This window comes from Acinetobacter sp. NIPH 542, from assembly GCF_000369825.1.
GTDB classification, from domain to species: Bacteria; Pseudomonadota; Gammaproteobacteria; order Pseudomonadales; family Moraxellaceae; genus Acinetobacter; species Acinetobacter oleivorans.
Window position 1 is genome coordinate 811,171 of record NZ_KB850206.1, and the last position, 18,376, is coordinate 829,546.

Below are 18,376 nucleotides of genomic sequence, written 5' to 3' on the forward strand. Positions count from 1 at the left end.
ATCAATGGTTATGAAATGTTTTCAATCACCATCGCAAGACCTTGGCCTACACCAATACATAGGCTCACCACAGCATATTTCTTCTTACGGCGAATTAACTCGCGAGCTACTGTTAAGCTAAGACGAGCGCCAGAGGCACCCAGTGGATGACCAACTGCAATCGCACCACCGTTTGGGTTCACACGTGGGTCATTAAAATCAACATTTAAACCTTTTAAACAAGATAAAACCTGCGAAGCAAAAGCTTCATTAATTTCGATAATATCCATGTCATCTAAAGTAAGCCCCGCGCGCGCAACTGCTTTTTTAATGGCTTCGATCGGACCTGCACCCATAATGCGTGGCTCAATACCGGCGGCGGCTGCTGACAAGATTTTTGCCATTGGTTTTAGGCTATATTTTTGACCTACTGCTTCTGAACCAATCAACAGGGCTGCTGCACCATCATTAATACCTGAGGCATTACCAGCAGTGACCACGCCACCTTCAAAGAGTGGTTTTAACTTTGTGAGTGCTTCAACAGTTGAGCTTGGGCGAGGGTGTTCATCTTCTGAAACGAGTTTGGGCGGTAATTTTTTGCCTTGGAAAACTTCAATTGGAGTAATTTCATCAGCAAAGAAACCTTCTTCTTTGGCTTTTTGATATTTGGCTTGTGATTGAGCTGCAAATAAGTCTGATTGCTCACGACTAATACCAAAATCGGCTGCAACGTTATCGCCTGTTTCAGGCATTGAATGGCCGCCGTACTGAGCAATAATTTTTTTATTTGGAAAACGAGAGCCAATGGTGGTGTCATAAATTTTTGCATCGCGGCTATAAGCACTTTCGGCTTTGCCCATTACAAAGGGAGCACGTGACATACTTTCTACACCACCTGCGATATAGAGTTCGCCTTCACCACAAGTAATAGCACGTGCTGAGTCAATCACAGCACCTAAACCACTAGCACATAAGCGGTTTACTGTCTGGCCTGGCACAGTGACTGGTAATCCCGCAAGTAATAAAGCATTCCTCGCCACATTACGACTGTCTTCACCTGCTTGATTGGTATCACCTAAAATCACATCTTCAATATCAGCACCCGGAACACCAGTTTTTTCTAGTAGTTTTTGAATGACAGTTGCGGCTAAATCATCAGGGCGAATTGAGGCAAGTTCACCTGCATGACGGCCAAATGGGCTACGTAAACCATCATAGATATATGCATTTAACATTGAGAAATTCCTTTTCAAGACTCGTGAGTAAAAGTAAGAGGTAAATGAAGTGCGACACGGCGCTGTAACCACGGGCTAGGGCGGTAACGTGGGTCATGCGTAAGCGCTGTTATACGGTTCAGAATGAGTAAGATTTTTTGGCTGCCGACTTGATCGCCCCATTCAATTGGACCAAATGGATAGCCTAAGCCAAGACGAACCGCGGCATTAATGTCATCTACTGTTGCAACATTTTGCTGGGCAATATCACAGCCTAGATTAATCACCATCGCTAAAACACGCTGAGCAACAAAGCCAATACTTTCATTAATCATGCTGACCAGATTTCCATCTAGATTGAAAATAGAGTGAGCGGCTTGTAGGTATTCAGGTTTGGTAATAAGTGATGGCATTAAGGTTCGATGCTTTGTAATGCCATAAAGCATGTCTATAGCAACAGCATGTTCAGGGTTAACTCCTAAGCGGGTCGCCGCTTGGGTTGTGTCTTCGCCGTAACAAGCAAGTAAACATAAGCTATCTGTTTGTGGTTCAGGATTAGCGTCTAGGGCAATATTTTGCTGAGTTAAATAATCTTCGAGTTGTTTCTTATCTTCAGGGAAATCGGCAGCTACCCAAACTTTTGGATATTGTGCTAAACGCTCTACAAATTTGGCAGGTTGTTCACCTGTTTTTGAACCGGTTTCATAGTTATAAAAACCTTGATTGACTTTACGTCCAAGTTGTTTGGCATCAAGCATTTGCTTGGTTAACGGGTTTGGTTTGTAGCGGGCTTCTTCATAGTACTGATGATAAATCGACTCCATAACTGGATGAGAAACATCAAGACCAGTTAAATCGAGTAATTCAAAAGGACCCATTCTAAAACCAACGCCGTCACGTAAAATTCGGTCAATTTCACTGATGTCGCAGACATTTTCATTTAAAATTTTGAGTGCTTCGGTGCCATAAGCTCGGCCCGCGTGATTAATAATAAATCCAGGGGTGTCCTTCGCTACAACAGGGCGGTGACCAAATGCACGAGATAAATCGTTTAAAGCATCAATAATAAGTGGATCTGTTTTTAAACCACGAATGACTTCGACCACTTTCATGAGTGGAACGGGATTAAAGAAGTGATAGCCCACAACACGTTCAGGTTTTTTGCAGTTCGCCGCAATGGCTGTAATAGAAAGAGAAGAGGTGTTTGAGGCTAAAATAGTATTATCCGAAACAATGTCTTCAAGCTGTTGCATCAAGTTTTGTTTGATATCGAGGCGTTCAACAATTGCTTCTACAATGAGGTCACAATTTTTTAAATCTTCAATTTGATGAGCAACAACTAAATGGCTATTTGCCAGAGCTGCTTGCTCAGGTGTAATTTTATTTTTGTCGACTAACTTTTGAAATGTAGCAGCCAGTTTTTCTTTAGCCTGTTCCGCTGCACCTGCTTTGGCATCATATAAATAAGTGGTATGACCTGACTGCGCAGCAATTTGAGCAATACCGCTGCCCATAATACCGACACCAATCACAGCCATGCTTTTAATATCATAAGTCATGTCGATCATCCTGATGATTAATCAATATTTGAAATTAAACGGAAAAATAGGGTTTGGTGATTTAGCTTAAGCATTGTTTATCACCATCAATCGGTAAGATTTGACCTGAAATTGAGCGACCACTGTCTGATGCTAAAAACAGGCATAAATCTGCAATATGCTTTGGATTGACAAAATATTTGAGCGACTGATTTTTCAGCGCATTTTGAGTCACTTCTTCAAGTGAGGTATTTGCTACATCGGCGCGGGCCTGTAATACGCGTTGAACCCGATCACCATCGACTGCACCCGGAAGAATAGCGTTTACTCGAATATTGTCTGCACCAAGTTCCATAGAAAGCGTTTTGGTAAAACCGATCAGTCCCCATTTTGAAGTGGAGTAGGCCAATCGATATGGATAGCCTAAGCGGCCAGCAATAGACGACATATTAATAATTACGCCTGCCTGTGCTTGCTTTAAATAGGGAATTGCTAACTGGGTAATTAAAAAAGTGCTATTCAGGTTTAAATTAATGACCGTATTCCAATCTTCAAAACTTAGTTCATCTGCTGCAACGGTCGGGCCTGAAATGCCTGTGTTATTGACTAAAATATCAATACCACCAAGTTTCTGAATTGCTTGGCTAAACATCAGTTTAATTTGCTCATGGTCAGCTAAATCACAGGTATATATGTGCAGCTTTGGATAATCTTGTTGAAATTGTTCTAGGCTTTTAGCATTAATATCACAAACGAAAACTTCATCCTGATTGTTTAAAAATGCCTCGGCAATGCATCGTCCAATCCCTGAACCACCTGCACTAATCAATACTTTTCTGGCCATTTTCATTCCTTTGTTATTATGGTTTTAAATTATTTACCTTGATAAGATGGTTTACGTTTTTCAATAAAAGCTTGAACACCTTCATTTTTATCTTCGGTAGAAAACAGTAACTGGAATGCTTTTCGTTCTAACGTTAAGCCTGCATTTAATGGAACATCTTCGCTCATTAAGGCAACTTCTTTAATTTGTTGCAGGGCAATAGGAGGCATTTTTGCAAGGCTTTGCGCCATTTGAATCGCAGTTGGAATAGTTTGGTCATCTTCTGTGACTTGTGAAACAAGCCCGATGGTATAAGCTTCTTCGGCTTTCACCATGGCACCCGTCATAATCATGCGCATGGCATGAAATTTACCCACAGCACGGAATAAGCGTTGTGTACCACCAGCACCTGGCATTAACCCGACTTTAATTTCCGGTTGACCAAAGGTTGCGCCTTTACCTGCAATAATAATGTCAGCATGCATTGCAAGTTCACAGCCACCACCCAATGCATAACCATTTACAGCAGCAATCACAGGTTTAGGGCACTGAGCAATCGCGTTCCAATAACGTTCGGTATGACGCAATAACATTTCTGTGGAAGTTGCAGTTGCCATTTCTTTTAGATCTGCCCCTGCGGCAAAGACTTCTTCACCACCTGTGAGCACAACCGCATTGATCTCATCGTTAAAACTTAATTCGGTAAAAGCTTGCGCTAGTTGTTTGCGAACCTCTGTATTCAATGCATTTTTTGCTTCAGGTCGGTTAATTTTAACAACTGCTATTTTTTGAATAGAAAAGTCGACTTCTACGAAATTATTCCCTATTGATACACTCATTTTTGAATTCCTTGTTTCGCACATCAAAACTATATTCCTTTTATGATGCTTATTTTGGAATTTATTTCAAGTCTTATTTAGCCCATTAGAGCAATTATGATTTATTAAATAAGATAAGTGTTTGATATTACGTAATGGTGTATTTTTAAATTTCGTTTAACGAAATTAATTTTCAAAAAAGCTTGAAATTTGTATTTTCGTTCTCGTACTATGAAACACATCCGCAGTAAACAAGATTTAAAACATGGTATCCAGACAAGCTGGAGATAGCTGATGGGTACGATGGAAATACATAAAAAGGGAGATCACAGATGATCCGTGATGAAGGGATGTTGGAGCAGTTACTTTCAACAATTCGAGATTTTGTAAAAAATGAATTAATCCCTCGTGAAAACGAAGTGGTAGAGAAAGACAAAATTCCAGATGACATTGTGCAGCAAATGCGTGAGCTTGGTTTGTTCGGCCTCACAATTCCCGAAGAATATGGCGGCCTAGGCATCACCATGGAAGAAGAAGTCAGAGTTGCATTTGAACTTGGACAAACTTCACCGGCTTTCCGTTCTTTAATTGGTACTAATAACGGTATTGGCTCAAGTGCAATTTTGATCGATGGCACAGAAGAGCAAAAGCAAAAATATTTACCGCGTTATGCGAGTGGCGAAATTATTGGTTCATTTTGTTTAACCGAGCCTGAATCTGGTTCTGATGCGGCTTCTTTAAAAACCAGTGCCGTAAAAGATGGTGATTTTTATGTATTAAACGGCACCAAACGTTTTATTACCAATGCACCTCATGCTGCAACTTTTACCGTAATGGCTCGAACTAATCCTGAAATTAAAGGGTCTGGTGGCATTTCAGCTTTTTTAGTTGAGGCCAATACACCGGGTATTACGTTAGGCAAAATTGACCAAAAAATGGGGCAAAAGGGTTCGCACACCTGTGATGTGATTTTTGAAAATTGCCGTGTGCCTGCTTCTGCACTCATCGGTGGGGTAGAAGGTGTCGGTTTTAAAACGGCCATGAAAGTGCTTGATAAAGGGCGTTTGCACATTGGTGCCTATAGCGTGGGTGTTGCCGAACGCATGTTAAACGACGCATTGCACTATGCGATTGAGCGTAAACAGTTTGGTCAGCCTATTGCAAACTTCCAGTTGATTCAAGCGATGCTTGCTGACTCAAAGGCCGAGATTTATGCAGCTAAATGTATGGTTTTAGATGCAGCTCGCCGCCGTGATAATGGCGAAAACATTAGTACAGAAGCGTCTTGCGCAAAAATGTTTGCAACTGAAATGTGCGGACGCGTTGCTGACCGCTGTGTACAGATTCACGGTGGAGCGGGTTATATCAGTGAATATGCCATTGAGCGCTTTTATCGCGATGTGCGTTTGTTCCGTTTATATGAAGGAACCACGCAAGTTCAACAAATTATTATTGCCAAAAACATGATTAGGGAAGCTACTACCTAATAAAAAACAAATGCCATGAGGCATTGGATGCCTCATGTTCCTTCTGAGGATATGGACATGACAACAGAAACAGTTGCACAAAATACGGCTAGCAGTGAAGCTATCCAGACACCAAAAAAGATTTGGATTACCGCATTTATATTCGCTTTTTTAACATTGTTGTGTGATGGGGCAGACTTAGGTTTTTTGGCGTTAAGCCTGACCAGTCTTAAAACAGAATTTCATTTAACGGGTGTGCAAGCTGGAACATTAGGCAGTTTAACACTTTTAGGTTCAGCAATTGGTGGCCTGATTGGTGGTTGGGCTTGTGACCGTTTTGGGCGGGTCCGCATTATCGTGTTCTTTATTGCTTATTCTTCAGTTTTAACCAGCGCACTGGGTTTTACTGATTCTTATATGCAATTTGCAGTTTTAAGAACTTTTGGAGCGATGGGTTTAGGTGCGCTCTATATTGCTTGTAATATTTTAATGTCAGAAATGGTGCCAACCAAACATCGCTCGACTGTTTTGGCTACCCTTATGACGGGTTATACCTTAGGTTCCTTGCTAGCGACCTTATTAGCAGGACATATTATTCCTGAACACGGCTGGCGTTTCCTATACTGGATTGCAATTACGCCTGTAGTGTTGTCAATTTTAATGCACTTTTGTGTACCTGAACCTGAGTCTTGGAAAAAAGCACGTCAATTAAAAGCGCTAGAGGTCGCTCAAAGTAACCAACCTAAAAAACGTCAAAACCCATATCTTGAAATTTTAAGAGATAAGAAACATGGCACCATGTTTGTTCTTTGGATTATTAGTACAGGTGCGTTGCAGTTTGGTTATTACGGCGTAAGTAACTGGTTACCAGCTTATTTAGAGTCTGATCTTGGCATCAAATTTAAAGAAATGGCCATGTATATGGTTGGTACTTTCCTGATTATGATGTTTGCCAAAGTAATTGCAGGGATCGTTGCCGACAAATTAGGCCGCCGTGCTGTATTCGCTTTCGGAACCATTGGTACAGCCTTATTTATTCCAGTGATTGTCTATTTAAATACACCAACCAACATTTTATGGATGATGCTGTTCTTCGGTTTCCTTTACGGTATTCCATACGCAATTAATGCCACCTATATGACGGAAAGTTTCCCGACTTCAATTCGAGGTTCGGCAGTGGGTGGTGCTTATAACATTGGCAAAGTACTTTCTATTTTCTCTCCATTAACAATTGGTTTTCTATCGCAAAATGGTTCTATTGGCTTAGGGCTTTTGGTGATGGCTGCGGCTTATTTTATCTGCGGGATAATTCCATTGTTATTTATTAAAGACCGACTATTTAACCCGCAAAAGGCAGAGTGACAGATCAATCTGTCACCTTAAATTAAGGATGAAAAGGGACAAGTGAGATGATAAATAAAATCACCAGTGACATTGAACCGATTTTAAAAGCTATTCCTGATGGAGCAACCATCATGACAGGTGGGTTCGGTGTGACAGGGCAACCTGCTGAATTAATTGAAGCCTTAATTGATTTAGGGAAAAAAGAACTCACCATTGTAAATAACAATGCGGCTTCTGGTGATCGTGGTTTAACAAATTTGATTATTGCTGGCTGTGTTAAAAAAATGATTTGTTCATTTCCAAAATCTGCTGGATCAACCGTTTTTCAAGACTTATACCGCGCAGGAAAAATTGAGTTAGAACTGGTTCCGCAAGGTAATTTGGCTTGTCGTATTCAGGCAGCAGGTGCGGGTCTCGGTGCTATTTTTACTCCGACTGGTTATGGCACCAAAGTTGCCGAGGGCAAAGAAACTCGTACCATTAACGGTAAAAACTATGTACTTGAATATCCACTCGAAGCTGATTTTGCACTGATTTATGCCGATAAAGCTGACCGCTGGGGTAATTTAACTTACCGCAAAGCAGCCCGCAATTTTGGGCCGATCATGGCAAAAGCTGCCAAGACCACCATTGTTCAAGTGAATGATACCGTAGAGCTAGGAACGCTTGACCCAGAGTGCATTATTACACCGGGAATTTTTGTTCAGCACGTTGTAAAAGTAGGAGATATCTAATGTCAGTTCAAAAGCGTTCTCGTGAAGATATTGCCAAACTCATCGCCAATGACATTCCAGAAGGTTCTTATGTCAATTTAGGGATTGGCTTGCCGACCAACGTTGCTAAATTTTTGCCAAAAGACAAAGAAATCTTTTTACATTCGGAAAATGGTGTCTTGGCTTTTGGTCCACCACCACAACCTGGTGAGGAAGATGAAGACTTAGTAAATGCCGGAAAAGAACTTGTCACTTTATTAGATGGTGGATGTTTTATGCATCATGGTGACTCATTTGACATTATGCGTGGCGGCCATCTGGACATTTGCGTAATTGGGGCATTCCAAGTTGCGGTAAATGGAGACTTAGCAAACTGGCATACTGGTAAAGCAGATGATGTACCCGCAGTTGGCGGTGCTATGGATTTGGCAGTCGGCGCAAAAACGATTTATGTCTATATGGAGCATGTCACCAAAAAAGGTGAGCCCAAAATTGTAAAGGAAATTACATATCCAATGACGGGTGAGCAGTGTGTAGATCGTATTTATACAGATTTATGCATTATTGAACTCAAAGACCAAAAAGCTTATGTCACAGAAATGGTGGAAGGCCTAAGTTTTGATGAATTACAAGCAGTCACAGACTGTGAACTAATCGATGCACGTGTAGCCTAAATACACACGGAAAAATGCTTCTTTAAGGATTAAAAGATGAAAAAATTAATTTTAGCCGCAGCTTGCGCTGCGGCTTCAGGGACTATTTTTGCAAATTCTTCAGACACCACAGAACAAAGAATTAATTTGCTAGAAACCGAGCTGCAAAAATTAAAAGCAGAACTTGCTGCTCAGAAACAAACTCAAAATAATTTACAGGTCAAACAGGTTAAGATCGAAGAGAATATCGAAAAAACTAAAGCAACGGTAACAGAAAAGCCAGTTGCTCCTTCATGGGTCACTTGGACGGATAATGTTAAGGTTTACGGTATTGCCCGTATTGATGCAGCGGTCGATTTTAAATCATCACCAGACTCGGGCGGTAGAACGACCAGCAGTTTGTACCGAACACCTTTTGAAAGTGAAAAACGTTCAAACCATGCACGTTCTGATGCCATGATTAATGCAAGCCGATTAGGTGTTTATTTTAATAGCCCAAATAAAGCTGTGACGGGAAATATTGAAGCCGATTTCTTTGATAGCTCTAACATGGGAACGGGGGATGGTAAATTTCGTATCCGTCATGCTTTTTTCACTTATAAAGACTGGACTTTTGGTCAAACATGGTCACTCATGTCAAACATGGAAACGCGTACAGAAGCTGTCGATTACACCCAATTTGTTGGAACTTCTTATACACGTACTCCACAAATTCGCTATGACTGGAAAATTGATGCCAATAATGATTTAAAAGTAGCCTTGGAATATACAGGTTCGAGAGTCTCGGCATTTCCAACTTTAACGGGTCGCTATAGCTTTAAACAAGGGCCTTTAACGGCACTTGCTCAAGGTTTTATTAATGAAAAATCCGCAGATGTCGCAACTGCCACGGTTAAGAAAGTAAGCTGGGGTGCTGGAGGCGGCTTAAAATATCAATTAACACCTCAGCAGTCGGTACAAGCAAATTATCAATATATTGTCGGCGATCAAAAATTTATGCCGTATACCACCCAAAGCGGCTTGGCAAATTCAGCAAGTTTAAATGCCGCGGGTGATTTCTCTTTAAGCGAAGACAAAACAGATTTGGTTATGAATAAGTTGAATAGCATCAATATTGGTTATTCATATAAATTCAATGAGCAATGGCGTGCAAACTTATCAGCTTCAATGTTTGATTATGATGACGACACGGCTTATGCCAAACTCAACCCAGATGCTAATAAACGCTTAACGGACTACGCAGCTAACGTCTTTTATTCACCGATTGAGCAAATGGATATTGGTATGGAATATCATCAAGGCAAACGAGAAGTGTTTGATGGCAGAACTGCTGATGTATCACGTGTAAACTTTGTATCGATGTATAAATTCTAAAATGGGGCGTAGTTAAAGATGAAAACAATAGTTGAGCCCAATGCAGAAAATATACTGTCAAAAAGCTTTATTTTTATCATGGCAATGACATGTGGAATTTGTGCGGGTTCAAACTATTATAACCAGCCCTTAATCTATTCGATTGCTGAAGCATTAAAAGTTAATGCCGATCAAGTCGCTTTAACTATTGTGATTAGCCAACTGTCATATGCAGTTGGCCTTTTTATATTGGTTCCCTTAGGCGACTTTTTTGAAAAGCGCAGTTATATTTGTTTGCTCATGTGTTGTACGGGGCTTGCACAAGTGGGGCTTTCTTTTAGCCAAACCCTGCCAGTCTTATATGGCTTTACCTTTTTAGCGACATTCTTTTCTATTGCAACTCAAGTTTTGGTTCCATTTGCCGCAGGTTTGGCAGGTCCGAAAAAAAGCCCGCAAGTTGTTGGGACTCTCATGAGTGGTCTGTTTTTGGGAATTTTATTGGCGCGCTCTATTGCGGGTTTACTTTCTACGGTTTGGTCTTGGCATGCCGTTTATTTAATTAGTGGCATCGTCATTTTGGTTTTTGCTTGGATCATGTGGTCAAAATTACCGGTTGCACGTAAATCCCATCAACTCAATATTCTACAAATTTACAGTTCATTGTTTTCATTAGCTGTAAATCAACCTCATCTGCTTCGCCGTGGTTTTGCTGGAGGAATTGGTTTTGGTATTTTGGCACTTATTTTTACCACCATGACTTTTATTTTGGCGAATGAACCATATCACTTTAACGATTTCCAGATTGGTTTATTTGGGATTGTTGGACTGGCAGGTGTGTTTGCGACCCCTTGGGCAGGTAAGAAAATTGCAGCAGGCCTTGAGAATAAAATTGCAGTGATTTGTATGGGCTTATTAATAAGTGCATGGATACCACTATTTTTTGCACAGCAATCTTTAGTAGCCTATGCAGTTGGTGTGATTATGGCTTACTTTGGGCTGTCGGCATTTCATGTACTCAACCAAAATCTGGTGTATCGAATTTCCGCGCAAGCTCGTTCCCGCATTAACTCAATTTATATGACGCTCTATTTCGGTGGAGCGGCCTTGGGCTCTTTTATTGCAGTTTATGCATGGAAACACTGGGGATGGGAAGCCTGTGTGGCTTTAGGTATAAGTTTGGCTATTGTGAGTTTTATGATTGATCGCTTAGATTTCTATGAAATGGACAAAATTGCAAAGCAAGAAAAAGCTCCATAAGGAGGAGCTTAACAGGGCTTTTATTTTCGAATAATCATTAATGTGGCTGTGGCAAAAGCATATACTTTTCCATTTTCATCCACGATTTTACCTTCGGTGCTAATAATATTGCGGCCCGCATTAATCAACTCAGCCTTTGCGTAGTAAGACGTATCAACTTGCATGGGACGAATCATTTTTACATTCAAATCAATAGTCCCATAGCCAACTCCATGTTCGAGTAGAGTATGCGCAGCACTTCCTGTAGCAGTATCTAAAGCTGTAGCACAAAAGCCGCCGTGTACACCGCCTTGTATATTTCGATGTTCTTGTCTAGGGGTAACTTTATAAGTGGCTTTACCTTCGGAAACTTCAACGAGTTCCATGGGGATGGTGTGAGCCATAGGCGATGGAGAAACTTCACCATTTTTTAAAGCTGTTAAAAATTCAAGACCTGTGTATTTCGGGCTATCCATAAATCGTCCTTGGATGATTAAGTAATGTAATCACAATACTATAAATTGATTTTTTACGGAATAATATTTTGCAGTACAAAATTAAAATAATAATCAGTTTGTTATTTCTATACACATTAATTTAATAAAACTATTTAAATACAATATATTGAATATTTGGTGGATGTTTTTACTGGTTAAATTTTATGAAAATAGTGAAAAATAGTTTTGCTATAAGAAATTTTTTGATATTTTGGTTGAGTTGAAAATAAAAGTCTATTCAAGGAAAAACATGTCTGCCTGCATGAAACAGACAGTGAAGCGAAAGGGAAAAAATTATGCCTTTATATAAAGCCCCATTACGTGATATGCAATTTGTTTTGCATGAAATGCTTCAAACAGAACAGAACTACCAACGTTTAAGCAAATATCAAGAAAGCGTAAATCGAGAATTAATTGATCAATATTTAGAGGCAGCAGCAGATTTCTGTGAAAATGAATTGGCACCTATTAATCAAAATGGCGATCAAGAAGGGTGCCATTTAAATCAAGGCGTAGTGACTACACCGAAAGGTTTTAAAGAAGCCTACCAAAAATATGCCGAACTTGGGTTTACCTCACTAACCGCCGACCCTGAATATGGTGGGCAGGGCTTACCAACTCTATTACGCATTGCGATTTCTGAAATGTTGTGTGGTTCTAACTGGGCTTGGGCAATGTATCAAGGGTTATCTCATGGTGCGATGAGAACAATTGAACACCACGGAACAGAACAGCAAAAGCAGCAGTTTTTAACCAAGTTAATTAGTGGAATCTGGACTGGAACCATGTGTTTAACCGAATCACATGCGGGCTCGGACCTCGGTTTAATTAGAACTAAGGCTGAACCAAATCCAGATGGTAGTTACTCAATTACTGGGGAAAAGATTTTTATATCGGCAGGTGAACACGATCTTTCTGAAAATATTATTCATATTGTTTTAGCTCGACTACCTCAGGCACCCGCAGGCACAAAAGGTATTTCTTTGTTTATCGTGCCTAAATTTAATGTAGATGATGAAGGTAATTTGCAAGATCGCAATCAGGTCGTCTGTAGTGCCATCGAACATAAAATGGGTATTCACGGAAATGCCACCTGTGTTCTTAATTTTGATGGTGCTCAAGGTTATTTGATTGGTCCGGAAAATCGTGGGCTTAATTGTATGTTTACCTTTATGAATACGGCACGTATTGGCACGGCAGTACAAGGCCTTGCTGCCTCTGAAATTTCATTTCAGGGCGCGTTAAGTTATGCAAAAGAGAGGCTCGCAATGCGTTCATTATCTGGTCCAAAATATCCAGAAAAGAATGCCGATCCGATTATTGTGCATCCTGCCGTGCGTTCAATGTTAATGACACAAAAAGCATTTGCTGAAGGTGGACGTGCGTTGGCTTATTTTCTAGCTCAACATGTAGACATTGTTGAAAGTTCAGCCGATCAAGAGCAGCAAAAACAGTCCGATAATTTACTGGCTTTTTTAACGCCTATTGCTAAAGCCTTTTTAACTGAGTCTGGTAATGAGTCTGCAAAACATGGTGTTCAGGTGTTTGGTGGGCATGGGTTTATTGTTGAGCATGGAATGGAGCAAATTGTACGCGATGCACGCATTTCAACATTGTATGAAGGAACAACCGAAATCCAGTCCTTAGATTTGCTTGCACGTAAAGTCTTAAATTTAGAAGGCAAGCTCTTAAAGAATATGACGGATTTAATTGATCAATTCATTCTTCAACATCAAGCAAATGTAGCACTGAAACCTTATTTAGAAAAATTAGGTGAACTCAAGCAACAATGGTTATCGCTCACCACAACAATTGCCGAAAAAGCGAAGCACAATCCAGAAGAAATTGGCGCGGCCTCTGTAGATTATCTTTATTTTTCTAGTTACGTCGTGTTCGCTTATTTGTGGGCTCGAATGGCACAAGTTGCCCATGAAAAATTAGAATCGGGTACACAAGAGCAAGCTTTTTATAAAGCAAAGTTAACGACAGCTAAGTTTTTCTATCAAAAACTTTTACATCGTACACAGAGCCATGCTGCTTCTATTGAGTCTGGCGCTGAATCTGTGATGGAACTTGATCAAGATGCTTTTGCATTTTAGTGAATAGGCATTTTTAAGATCACTAGGTGAAATTGACATGCAAAATTTTACCTAGTGATTAAATTTGTAATTTTAGACTCATGAGTTTTTGGTAGGAAAAACCAGTTGAGCCAAATAAATAGAGGGTTAACATAAGCATTAAAACGTGAATTTTCATCAAATATAGATGTTGGACAAGGACTACGGAAAGAAAATCATGAATGCTTATTATCAATTACTGAATAGAACAATTGGTCCTCAAGGCGAAGTTATTGCTCATTATTGCTCAACTGTTCATGCACAAGGGGCTTGGAACCCTCATGAACAGCACATGGCGCCTGCAAGTGGCGTAATCGCAGCTGAGTTAGAGCAGTTTTCACCGCGACAAGATATGCGAATTGGTCGAATTAGTTTTGATATTTTTGGACTAATTGCATTTGGTGAATTTACGATTAAGACACATGTGATTCGTGCCGGTAAAACCATTGAATTGATTGAAGCCGAAATGCAAGCCCAAGGTAAAACCTGTATTGTGGCTAGAGCATGGCGCATGTGTACTCAAGATAGTTCCGATATTGCTGGGCTTGAAGATCAACCAGTTCACCATTCAGATACCTTTACAGAATGGACAGGTATGAAAAGATGGCCGGGTGGTTTTATCCAGACACTCGTCACTAAAACTGATGATCAGCATCGCGCAGGTAAAGGCATTGTTTGGCTCAATAACGATAACGAAATGGTTGAAGGGCAGCCGACGACAGATTTTGCCCATTTGATTGGCATGATAGATACCGCAAACGGGATTGTACCAAGACAAGAAGGTGAATTTACTTGGGGTTTTCCAAATCTTGATTTACAGATTCACATGCACCGTTATCCGAAAGGTAAATGGTTAGGTCTGGAAACTGTTCAGCAATATGGCTCAGATGGTATTGGTTTAACCAGTGCGGTTTTACATGATGTGTATGGTCCATTTGGACGCAGTGAGCAGATTTTGACTTTACGTAAAATGGCTAAATAAATTTTAAGCCAATAAAAAAGTCATCCCTAAGGATGACTTTTTTATTTTGAGATTTAATTTTTAAGCAATTTCTTAGCTACGAACTTTAATCAGTGTTGGTGTAAGTTCATCCCAACGTTGTTTTGCAGCATCCATTGCTTTCATTTTGATATGACCATAACCACGAACTTCTGCCGGTAATTTTGCAATTTGCTCAGCAACTGCCAAGTTGTGATTGTCTGGTGCTTCAACAAGTGCTTCAACAAATGAGATGTAACGGTCACGCCAAGCTTGTTCGTGTTGACGTTCTTCTTGACGTGCAAATGGGTCAAGGAAAGTTTCACGAAGCCATTGTAAGCGAGCAAGCATCATCATTGGGAAGCGCATCCAGTAACCAAACGCACGTTTACGAACATTTTTCAGACCACCGAGTAAAGCTGGTGGAGCAAGATGATACGTTAAACGTAAGCCTTTACCGAACTGGGTTTCAATTGATTCTTTGAAGCTCTTACCTGTTAAAAGACGTGCAACTTCATATTCATCTTTATACGCCATAACTCTATAAAGCTGAGTTGCAATCGTACCTGTTAACTCTTCTGGTAACTTTTTAGCAGCCAGCTCTACAAGCGTACGATATTTAGCTGCGTAAGCTTCATTCCAGTAGTCTGTTAGACGGGCAGAACGGTCTTCAATAAGTTCAGTCAAAGTTTGTGGAGTTTTGGTTTTTGGCATTGCCGCAACTAAGCGTGCAGCTAAAGTTGGGTCACTTGCAAGATGGCAACCCACACGGAAAGCTTCTAGGTTCTTTTCAACAGCAGTACCATTTAAGCGAATTGCTTTTTCAATACTTTCACGTAATAGCGGAATACGACCAGATTGCCAAGCCATACCGAGTAATAACTGGTTGGTATAAATTGAATCACCTAAGAGTTGTGTTGCAATGCGAGCTGCTGGCAGAGAAACCAGTTGACCTTGACGAACACGACCACGAAGACGATCAATTAAATCGCTAATAGGTGCATACCAGTCACGAGATTTAATAAACTCAGAAGTAGGGGTACTGTCTTCATTCACAATAACCAAAGCATCATCTTTTAAGCGAGATAGAGCAGCACTACCACCAGCAACTACCGCATCGGCACCAATCAGTAATTCACATTGGCCCGCTGGAATTTTGGTAGAAGAAATTTGTTCATCAGTTGCTGCAAGTTGTACGTATGAATAAACTGTACCGCCTTTTTGCGCAAGTCCAGCCATGTCCATCACACGGGTAGCTTTACCTTCGAGGTGAGCCGCCATACCAAGCAGTGCACCAATAGTCACAACGCCTGTACCACCAATACCACCGACCATAATACGACTTGGAACATCATATAACTGAGGAATAACTGGTGATGTCGGCCAGCCTGCACCAATACCTTCAAATTTAGCCGGACGTTTCATATCACGTGTATGAACAGTCACAAAACTAGGGCAGAACCCTTCGGCACAAGTGAAGTCTTTGTTACAGCTACTTTGGTTAATTTGACGTTTAGTTCCTAAAGCAGTCTCTACTGGCTCAATAGATAAGCAGTTTGATTTTTTCGAGCAGTCGCCACAGCCTTCACAAATATCACTGTTAATGTATAAACGCTCAGCTGGGTCAGGGTAAGCATCACGTTTACGGCGACGACGTTTTTCACTGGCACAGGTTTGTACATAGATTAAAGCGGTTACACCTGTAACTTCACGAAGCTCGCGTTGAACTGTATCGAGTTCATTACGGTGGCGAATTTCTACACCCGGTGCAATACCGTCTTCTTCGTTTAATAGTTTAACTTCATCAGTTACGATGACTTGTTTTTTGATACCTTCGGCAGCAAGCTGACGAGTTAACTGCGCAACGCTCAAATGCCCATCTACATGCTGACCACCTGTCATAGCGACCGCATCGTTGTAGAGAATTTTATAGGTAATATTAGTTTTTGCAGCGATGGACTGACGGATTGCTAAGTAACCTGAGTGGAAGTAAGTTCCGTCACCAAGGTTGGCAAAAATGTGTTTTTCATTGGTAAATGGTGATGCACCGACCCAACTTACACCTTCACCGCCCATTTGCGAGAATGTTTCGGTACCACGGTCAAGTGAAACAGCAATATAGTGACAACCAATACCGCCAAGAGCGCGGCTACCTTCAGGGACTACCGTTGATGAGTTATGTGGGCAACCGCTACAAAAATATGGTTTACGCTCAGCAAGATCAATAACACGTTTTGATTCTTGCTCTGCTTTTAGCAGTAAGTCGATTCTGCTTTGGATTTGTAATTTTAGGCTTTCTGGAATATCTAGTTTTAAGAAGCGAGTAGCCAGCATTTTTGCAATAGGTTCAGGCTGATACTCATAGTGACCAATGAGCGGTGCTTCCTCAATAGAGGTACTCCATTCACCTTTACCATCGGTGGCTTTACCAATCACATGTGGGCGTTTGCCATCAGGAAGTGAGTACAGCTCATCTTTAATTTGTGTTTCAATAATTGGACGTTTTTCTTCAATAACGATCAGTTCTTGTAAACCTTCGGCAAACTCACGAACACCTTGTGGTTCTAAAGGCCAAATCAGACCAACTTGATAAACACGTAGCCCAAGTTGTTGGGCAGTTTCATCTTCAATACCTAAAATGCGTAAGGCTTCAATCGTATCTAAATAACCTTTACCACTTGCGGCAATACCGATACGGGCATTTTCACAAGGCCATGTAACGGTGTTGATTTTATTCGCGCGGGCATAAGCCAAAACAGCAGGTAAGCGATATTTATAAAGGCGTTCTTCTTGCTGAATGCCATGATCTGGCCAACGAATATTGACGCCACCCTCTGGGAAATTGACATCTTCTGGTATAACCGGAGTAACACGGTCTAGGTCAACATGTACAGAAGCAGAAGTTTCTACAATTTCACTAACCAGCTTCATTGAAGACCAAAGGCCAGAAAAACGTGAAACTGCAATGGCGTGAACACCAAAGTCTAAAATTTGTTGAACGGATGTTGGGTAGAAAATTGGAATACCGCAACCAATCATGACATGTTCAGACTGGTGAGGGATTGTAGAAGATTTACATGAGTGGTCATCACCAAATAAAGCAACGACACCACCACGTTCAGAGGTACCAGCTAAGTTAGCATGGCGGAGTACATCGCCTGAACGGTCAACACCCGGGCCTTTACCATACCACCATGAAGACACTCCATCATATTTGCCTTGGCCTGAAAGGTTAACTTGTTGCGTACCCCAAATTGCGGTAGCAGCTAAGTCTTCGTTTACACCAGGTTGAAATACAACATTATGGGATTTAAGTAATCCTTGAACTTGCCAAAGGAAACTATCATAGTTACCAACAGGAGAACCGCGATAACCAGAAATAAAACCAGCAGTATGATAACCATTGATCGCGTCACGGCGAGTTTGGGCAAGAGGCAACCGAACAAGTGCCTGAATGCCAGTCATATATGCTGTACCGTTATCACTTACATATTTATCTTCAAGTGACACATCCTTTGTTGCAATAATATTTGGAGTGACTTTTGTAGCTATATTCATTTATATCTCCTTAGAATTTTTAGTAGCTCGGACTACTTTCTTTTTTCAACATCCAGTTGAATATTTGGAGCAAGTGACATACGAAATA

14 protein-coding genes are annotated in these 18,376 nt (G+C 40.8%); 8 read left to right on the forward strand and 6 right to left on the reverse strand.

Annotated elements, in window-relative coordinates:
- Positions 1 to 8: 8 nt before the first annotated feature.
- The 4 genes from F886_RS09360 to F886_RS09375 all read right to left on the reverse strand — a co-directional run bounded on the left by F886_RS09360 (position 9) and on the right by F886_RS09375 (position 4,393).
- A complete protein-coding gene (locus F886_RS09360; protein ID WP_005304174.1) occupies positions 9 to 1,214 on the reverse strand; it encodes a 3-oxoadipyl-CoA thiolase in 1,206 nt (401 codons plus the stop codon).
- A 14-nt stretch (positions 1,215 to 1,228) separates the two neighbouring features.
- On the reverse strand, positions 1,229 to 2,752 hold the full coding sequence (locus F886_RS09365; protein WP_005304178.1) for a 3-hydroxyacyl-CoA dehydrogenase: 1,524 nt from the start codon (positions 2,750 to 2,752) through the stop codon (positions 1,229 to 1,231).
- Between the two features lie 61 nt (positions 2,753 to 2,813).
- Positions 2,814 to 3,575 (reverse strand): SDR family oxidoreductase, encoded by a 762-nt coding sequence (locus tag F886_RS09370; RefSeq protein WP_005304181.1) that lies wholly within the window; start codon positions 3,573 to 3,575, stop codon positions 2,814 to 2,816.
- A 29-nt stretch (positions 3,576 to 3,604) separates the two neighbouring features.
- Entirely contained in the window at positions 3,605 to 4,393 is a 789-nt protein-coding gene (locus tag F886_RS09375) for an enoyl-CoA hydratase (protein WP_005304184.1), read from the reverse strand.
- Positions 4,394 to 4,704: 311 nt separating this feature from the next.
- Between F886_RS09375 and F886_RS09380 the strand changes: the two genes are divergently transcribed.
- From F886_RS09380 to F886_RS09405, 6 genes are read left to right on the forward strand one after another with little or no spacing between them, the layout of a single operon-like run.
- Positions 4,705 to 5,859 (forward strand): acyl-CoA dehydrogenase family protein, encoded by a 1,155-nt coding sequence (locus F886_RS09380; protein ID WP_005304187.1) that lies wholly within the window; start codon positions 4,705 to 4,707, stop codon positions 5,857 to 5,859.
- A 57-nt stretch (positions 5,860 to 5,916) separates the two neighbouring features.
- Positions 5,917 to 7,200 carry an MFS transporter gene (locus F886_RS09385; protein ID WP_212749661.1) on the forward strand — a complete coding sequence of 428 codons (1,284 nt, stop codon included), beginning with the start codon at positions 5,917 to 5,919 and terminating at the stop codon, positions 7,198 to 7,200.
- 47 nt (positions 7,201 to 7,247) lie between these two features.
- Positions 7,248 to 7,916 (forward strand): 3-oxoacid CoA-transferase subunit A, encoded by a 669-nt coding sequence (locus F886_RS09390; RefSeq protein WP_000608703.1) that lies wholly within the window; start codon positions 7,248 to 7,250, stop codon positions 7,914 to 7,916.
- A complete protein-coding gene (locus F886_RS09395; RefSeq protein ID WP_005304194.1) occupies positions 7,916 to 8,569 on the forward strand; it encodes a 3-oxoacid CoA-transferase subunit B in 654 nt (217 codons plus the stop codon). Before F886_RS09390 ends, F886_RS09395 begins: the two co-directional genes overlap by 1 nt.
- Positions 8,570 to 8,605: 36 nt before the next feature.
- Positions 8,606 to 9,922 (forward strand): outer membrane trimeric porin-like protein DcaP, encoded by a 1,317-nt coding sequence (dcaP, locus tag F886_RS09400; RefSeq protein ID WP_005304197.1) that lies wholly within the window; start codon positions 8,606 to 8,608, stop codon positions 9,920 to 9,922.
- 18 nt (positions 9,923 to 9,940) lie between these two features.
- Positions 9,941 to 11,158: an MFS transporter gene (locus F886_RS09405; RefSeq protein WP_005304199.1), complete on the forward strand. Its 1,218-nt coding sequence runs from the start codon at positions 9,941 to 9,943 to the stop codon at positions 11,156 to 11,158.
- A gap of 20 nt (positions 11,159 to 11,178) precedes the next feature.
- On the opposite strand, the gene F886_RS09410 is transcribed toward F886_RS09405, so the two are convergent.
- Positions 11,179 to 11,628 carry a PaaI family thioesterase gene (locus tag F886_RS09410; protein ID WP_081402140.1) on the reverse strand — a complete coding sequence of 150 codons (450 nt, stop codon included), beginning with the start codon at positions 11,626 to 11,628 and terminating at the stop codon, positions 11,179 to 11,181.
- Positions 11,629 to 11,930: 302 nt separating this feature from the next.
- Here F886_RS09410 and F886_RS09415 point away from each other — a divergent pair, with 302 nt between their 5' ends.
- Positions 11,931 to 13,733, forward strand: coding sequence for an acyl-CoA dehydrogenase C-terminal domain-containing protein (locus tag F886_RS09415; RefSeq protein WP_005304203.1), 1,803 nt, complete (start codon positions 11,931 to 11,933; stop codon positions 13,731 to 13,733).
- 196 nt (positions 13,734 to 13,929) lie between these two features.
- The gene (locus F886_RS09420; RefSeq protein ID WP_005304205.1) at positions 13,930 to 14,733 is read left to right on the forward strand and encodes a thioesterase family protein; all 804 of its coding nucleotides are present in this window, start codon (positions 13,930 to 13,932) and stop codon (positions 14,731 to 14,733) included.
- Between the two features lie 72 nt (positions 14,734 to 14,805).
- On the opposite strand, the gene F886_RS09425 is transcribed toward F886_RS09420, so the two are convergent.
- Positions 14,806 to 18,288, reverse strand: coding sequence for an indolepyruvate ferredoxin oxidoreductase family protein (locus tag F886_RS09425; protein WP_005304206.1), 3,483 nt, complete (start codon positions 18,286 to 18,288; stop codon positions 14,806 to 14,808).
- Positions 18,289 to 18,376: the final 88 nt, after the last annotated feature.